General features: G+C 43.1%; 6 protein-coding genes. All 6 read left to right on the top strand.

The genetic code is table 11. The features are described from left to right. Positions 1 to 173: 173 nt before the first annotated feature. The 6 genes from KGF65_RS01375 to KGF65_RS01350 all read left to right on the top strand — a co-directional run bounded on the left by KGF65_RS01375 (position 174) and on the right by KGF65_RS01350 (position 5,603). The gene (locus tag KGF65_RS01375; protein WP_050338706.1) at positions 174 to 1,091 is read left to right on the top strand and encodes a prenyltransferase; all 918 of its coding nucleotides are present in this window, start codon (positions 174 to 176) and stop codon (positions 1,089 to 1,091) included. Between the two features lie 85 nt (positions 1,092 to 1,176). Next, positions 1,177 to 1,962 carry an ion channel gene (locus tag KGF65_RS01370; protein ID WP_323128384.1) on the top strand — a complete coding sequence of 262 codons (786 nt, stop codon included), beginning with the start codon at positions 1,177 to 1,179 and terminating at the stop codon, positions 1,960 to 1,962. Positions 1,963 to 2,143: 181 nt separating this feature from the next. Continuing rightward, entirely contained in the window at positions 2,144 to 2,539 is a 396-nt protein-coding gene (locus KGF65_RS01365) for a hypothetical protein (RefSeq protein WP_213472352.1), read from the top strand. A 218-nt stretch (positions 2,540 to 2,757) separates the two neighbouring features. Continuing rightward, entirely contained in the window at positions 2,758 to 3,057 is a 300-nt protein-coding gene (locus tag KGF65_RS01360) for a hypothetical protein (protein WP_216748480.1), read from the top strand. Positions 3,058 to 3,165: 108 nt separating this feature from the next. Next, entirely contained in the window at positions 3,166 to 3,414 is a 249-nt protein-coding gene (locus KGF65_RS01355) for a hypothetical protein (protein ID WP_105923869.1), read from the top strand. A 1,001-nt stretch (positions 3,415 to 4,415) separates the two neighbouring features. Next, a complete protein-coding gene (locus tag KGF65_RS01350) occupies positions 4,416 to 5,603 on the top strand; it encodes an MFS transporter (protein ID WP_105923868.1) in 1,188 nt (395 codons plus the stop codon). Positions 5,604 to 6,000 lie beyond the last annotated feature (397 nt).

Genomic DNA, 6,000 nt, shown 5'->3' with positions numbered 1-6,000 from the left:
TTAGGATGCGGAACTATGCGGCAATGGCCTAATTTTTGCTTAAATCCCGTGACTTTGCTTGCGTTCAGCCGTCAGTTTGTTAAAATTTGATAGTTAATGTAATCGATAAGGTTCAGGTACACTTGTCGATGCACACCAGAAGTGATAAATAACCGGTGGGGGAGTTGTTAGAAATGAACAAGAAATGGCTAACTTGGCCTGTGTTTTATGAGTTGACGGAGATTTATACGGCGCCACTCAATGTCATGTGGTTTGTCTTGGGGGTTGCCATTGCCCAGTTTCACTTAGGTACGGTGAACTGGCTCAATGTTGCCCTGTGCTTAGTGGCTGTTTTTATTTTCGATTTGGCGGTCAATGTCTCCGATAATTACTATGATTACCGGCATGCGGTCGATCGTGAGGGTTACGCGCAAAACACCAATCCGATTGGTCGGCTGAATTTACCAGTAGCTGGAGTGGGACGACTTGCACTGAGTCTGTATTTGATCTCACTCGTGCCTGGAATTTGGCTCGTCTTGCGGACCGGCTGGTTAGTGCTGGCCCTAGGTATCTTAGGTTATCTGGTCGGTATTTTTTACACCGCTGGGCCGTACCCAATCAACGCGACGCCATTATGTGAGACGGTCGTTGCGCTGTCGATTGCGTTCATGATTCAATTGACTTGTGTGGTCGTTTCGACCTATGGGCAGCATCCGTTGACCTGGTCGATCGTCGGTAAGACCTTCCTATTGTGCTTGCCGTTGACCCTGATCTTCTTTACGATCCAGCTCGCCAATAACACGGCGGACCGGGATGAAGATATTTTGAATCACCGCTATACCTTGGCTTATTATTTGGGTAAACCAGGTTCGGTACGCTTGATTCAAGCCTTTTTGATTATTGGCGGCGTGTGGCCATTAGTGAACGTGTTGCTAGGGTTAGCACCGTTAGTTACCATCTGGGTCGTCTTATTATTACCGATCATGTGGCAAGGCATGCGCCCGTTTTTCGCGGTTCAAGATAAAAAGAAGACGTTTATTACGACGGTCAAAAGTGCGTCGTTATTCTTCGTATTTTATCCAATTCTGTTTGTTTTGGGCACTTGGCTGTAGTGAACGGATGAATTGGGGTCAAAAATTCAAACATTTATCATGGTTATTTTGATTAAAGTGGACTATATTATTACCAGTTTATAAAATAGGGGTAAGCATGATGGAAACAGAACAACGCCAGCAGCGTCGAATCATATTTTATCATTTGCTCGTCACGATTTTGACGCTGTGGTCGGTCGTCAACGTGATTTTATTAGCGTTCAATATCGGTGATTGGCACCTGGAAACACGCATCAGTAACGGCCTATTAGTGGTCTTTGCGGTCGATTATTTCGTGCGGCTTGCACGCTCACCTAATCGGAAGACTTTTTTGATTCATTCGGCCTTTGACTTGATGGGGATTATTCCGATGCACCCCGTCTTTGCGCTATTTCGGCTTGGACGACTCGCGCGAATGGTCCAATATCACCATTTGTTTTGGAAGCTCGGCTGGGACGGTAAATGGACCCACGATTTTCATCGCTTTATTTATAGTACCGGCTTTATTTATTTGTTTTCAATCAGTATTGCCATTATTGTTCTGAGCGCGCTACTATTCTCGGTCTTTGAGCACCAGAGTTTGTCGGATTCATTGTGGTGGGCGATTACGACGGCAACGACGGTCGGCTACGGTGATGACACACCGCATACCGCCGTCGGAAAGGTGATTGCGGTCGGTCTGATGTTTGGTGGGATTGGGTTTATTGGTTTGTTGACCAGTACGATCACGGACTTCTTCACCCAACAAGCCAGTCAAAATGTTGAACCTGAAGCGGATCCCAACGAAGACGAATTACGCCAATTGTTAGTCAAAATCGATACGTTGACGCAAAAAGTCGATCACTTGCAAAAACAGGTCAAGCGGATTGAGAAGGCAGACCGGCGTAAGTGATGCGGCGGTGTAAAAAAAGACTGACATTTAATTTGAAAAGATGCGATAATTTTTAACGGTATTTACTGCGTATAATGGTTCAGCGTAAAGCACACTTGTCGGTGGCTTTGCGCTTTTTTCGGCCGAAAATCGTTATGACAAAGTCAATCATTAATTTTGGGGACGCATGAGGGGATTAAAAATGGCATTTAGTTTGAAGTTACCACGCAATCGGTACGAGTCTAGTTGGTTTATTTTGATTATTTCGGTGATTTCGGTCAATGTGATTGCGCCATTGATCACGTGTTTTGAAGTGGGATTTAGCTGGCGGACCTGGCAACAGACAATGACCGTCCTCCCAATGATTTGGCTCGTGGTGGTCGCGCTGGTGCTGCTAACGCACCGTCCGGCAGAGCAAGTGACCCGCAAAATATTAGCACGAGACGATTCTTTTTGGGCCAATATGACTGTTAATTGCTTGGTCAATGTTTTTATGATATCGATAATCTTGACAGTGGTTGCCAGCTGGATCGGGACGCGCACCATCAGCTGGTTACCAGTGCAACAATTCTTTTATAAGTGGTCACGTAATTTTTGAATTTCATTCTATGTTGAAGTGGCGTTAGCACAACCAATCGCGCGGTTGGCTATGGCTAAATGGCATCAAGCCCAAACCACAAAACACCAGGGGTAAGGAAGTGCTGATAAGCAGGTCGGCGCAAGGCTGCAGTCGTCCGAGTGGGTTAAATTTAGACGGTGGTCACAGATTGACCTATGCTATAATAGCGTTAACAAGATTGAAAGGACGGTGGTTAGATGGGACAAGCGATGACACGGTGGGTCTGGTTGCCGGCGCCAGTCCTGACTCGTCAAGCCACATTCAAAACGCATTATGGTGATTTGCAACAGCACCCCTTGCCATTACGTTCGGCACAGTGGTATGTGTTTAAAGCGCAACACTGGAGTGGCATTCACTCGGCGGCACTTGCCCCTGAGCAGCAGGCAGCGTTTGTTGCGCTTGCCGCTCAGGCGGTCGGTCCTGGGCAGGCCGCAATTCAAGGAGCCCCGCAGCATCCTGTAATGACACGGGGCACCACGATTTGTTTCAATCGGTAGGTAAGTTTAGCGTCAGGACCAAGTAAGCGTTAAACTCGCACAAATAGGATCAAGATGCTATTCTCAGACTCACAAAATGAATATGAACTAAGTGAGGGTGTGAGGCGGATGAGACAAATAAGTACCGGTGGCGAGCGAAGCATTGGTCACCGAATCAGTGTCATCGTAGTCGGGGTGAGCTGTGGCGGCCTGAGCTGGCTGCAAGCATCAACAGTGGTGTACGCCGCGATTCGTCCACTGGCAGGGCCCACGAGCCAAGCAACATTAACTAGCGCTGTGAACTGGGAAAGCCTATGGTTATTGTTAGCAATGGCCTTGATTGGTAGTGGGTGTTGGTGGTTGAGTCGACGGTCATGATTGGTGTGTTGGTAGCAGGTGAACTGTGACGTCGATCGTGAATCTCCGGAAACGTGCGAGTTGTAATGCTGGTGGCTTGTCGGCCCTTGAACGCGGCAGTGCTTGTTTGTCAGCAGTTGGGTGACTTGCCAATGACCAAGTTAGATTACTGAAGAAGTTCAGCGATTTAGTCATTCGTCTGATTGGTATCGATTAGCGGACCGCGGCAGTGTCATCAGTCAGATTTGAGGGCCAATTAGCCTTTTGGTACAGTTCTGGTTTGTTCATAGAATTTGAGTCATGCTTTGCAAGCGAAACACGAGATTTGAATGCGTTGTTTTATAACAGCCTACAAAGCTAAGTGGCGTTTCGTTGTTGTACTTTCATCAAGCAGATAAAAACAAAGTCCTGAGATTCTTATCGTTTTGGCGATAGGAACCTCAGGACTTTTTGTTAACAATTTGGGCAGTTCTGAGTTGCTTTTTGGATAGGATAAATCGGGTTTTAATATATTTGATATATTTGCCTTCTTTTTATGGGCATAGTCTTCCAGAAATATAAAAAAGCTTATCCAGCCGGTCGACGTGATGAGGAATAAGTTGCAATTTACTTTTAAGTATAGTGAAAAAACAAATGATAAAAGTAAATCGCTTGAATCGATTGAAAAATATGAGTTTTGAGTTGCGCTTTTGAGTTAGTGAAATTAGAATTTAACCATCCAATTTAATTATTCTATCCTCAGCGGCGGATGATATTTATGCGTGTCAACCAATAAGCGGAAATAACCACTTTCAGAACCGCAGTCATGTGGAAATTTTTAACGGTTTGATGATTGAATAACGACTGCGCCTTTTCTATTTTGTGTTCGATCGGGCTAGTGCATTGAATAGGCACTAGCCTTTTTTGAAAACAGATTTCTTACATGTAAGGAATCGTTTGTCTTAACGGCAACTTTTTCTCTGACGAATTGTCTACCTCTCTTCTCAAAAACAGATCAATAATTATTAAAAAGGCGGTGTCTAATGAAGCTGATAAGAAGCAGAGACGCAATCAAAATAATTGTCTCACAGATTTGTAGTGGTGTTGCCACATGGTGCATCACTTTAGGAATACAAATGATAATCATTTTTAAGTATAATGCGAATATTGCTGGCGTCTCAGTGTTATATGCAGCTGCTTTGGTGCCCAGAATTGTGTTACCAAGTTTTATTGGATCTCTATTGGATAAGCTAGGTAATCGGATTTACTTTGTGAGAGGTGCGCGTATAGTTGCAGGTTTCATCGCAACTGTTTGTTATTTTCAGAAAGATAGTGGGGCTTTATTGTTCATGGTCATTCTATTAAATTCAGCTTTATCTGTAGAAGAACCAGGAATGATAGGAATAATTAGAAATTTGCCACAGAAAGACCACACTCAAAATTTTAACCTCTTAGGGATTTATTATATGCTGGAGGATATTATCAAAATTCTTGGTCCAGCAATGGCTGCTGGAATATCATTTTTCTTAGGGATAACTAGACTATTCTCTTTAGCTGTTATTCTCTTTCTTCTTTCTTTTGTCCTTTTGAATGTACAGACTGGCAAGGACATTAACAATGTCAAAGGTGAAACGAGTAAAAAATCAATTAAACTGGAAGTCGTGAAGGAAATATTCAGAAATAAAGAATTAGGTTACGTTTTCGTTATCGTCTTTACCTTCTTATTTGCGCTAAATGCCATTGACACGAGTTCAGGTATCTTGATTCGAACATTCACACACAAGTCATATGTACAGGCTGTTTTCGTTACATTAATGGGAGTTGGCGGTACATTGGGCGCCTTAAGTGTTCTTAAATTGGATAAGAAGTATAAGTTATTAAATATATGTTTGATCAGCATGTTCTGCTTTGGTATTTTAATTAGTCTTGTCGTATTTGTAAAAAGTTTAACCTCGCTGCTGTTAATTGTGACGTTAGCCGGTATCTTGTCACCTGGAATTATAATGGCGGCTGAGTTGAAAAAGCAAAAATTAATTGATAAAGAAAAGGCTAGTCGTTTATCAGGGATTACTGTAACTGTTAATTCTATCGCACAATTAGCTGGGATAGCACTATCACCGCTAATTGCCACGAAAATTTCAGTTAATGGCATCTTTGTCTTTTGCGGATTGTTAATGATCTTGGTCGCACTCTTAGGAATCGTAGGACATAGAAGGATGGCAAAGGATTAATATAAAGCTTCAATTCTTGTGGCAACTAGTGCTTAATAAAGTCTAAGAATTCTAGATATACACTAAAATAACAGTCCAAGTATCTGGAATTCAGCTATCCCAAGTCCGAGATTGTTTGCGATACTGGATTGTTATTATTGTGCTAAAGCGTTTTCGATTGTTTGTCGGACGGTGTTGCGTTTGTGATGTTGTTAAGAATCTTTCATCTTAGAACGATGACATGCCCAAAATTGAATTGCATTTTTAGCTATTACTCGCTGTAATGGCTTACGGACATAACCGACATCTTACACAAAACGGTATCGGAAAACTACCAATAATGCCAATCGAACTGTAACGGGTAGATTGCGCGTAACACCACGCCGAATCGCATTAATAGCCAGTAATGATTTGCTAG

It is taken from the genome of Lactiplantibacillus sp. 30.2.29, assembly GCF_018991255.1.
Classification (GTDB): Bacteria; Bacillota; Bacilli; order Lactobacillales; family Lactobacillaceae; genus Lactiplantibacillus; species Lactiplantibacillus pentosus.
Note: the sequence above shows the minus strand (reverse complement) of the source record. Positions and strands in the feature narration are given on the sequence as shown.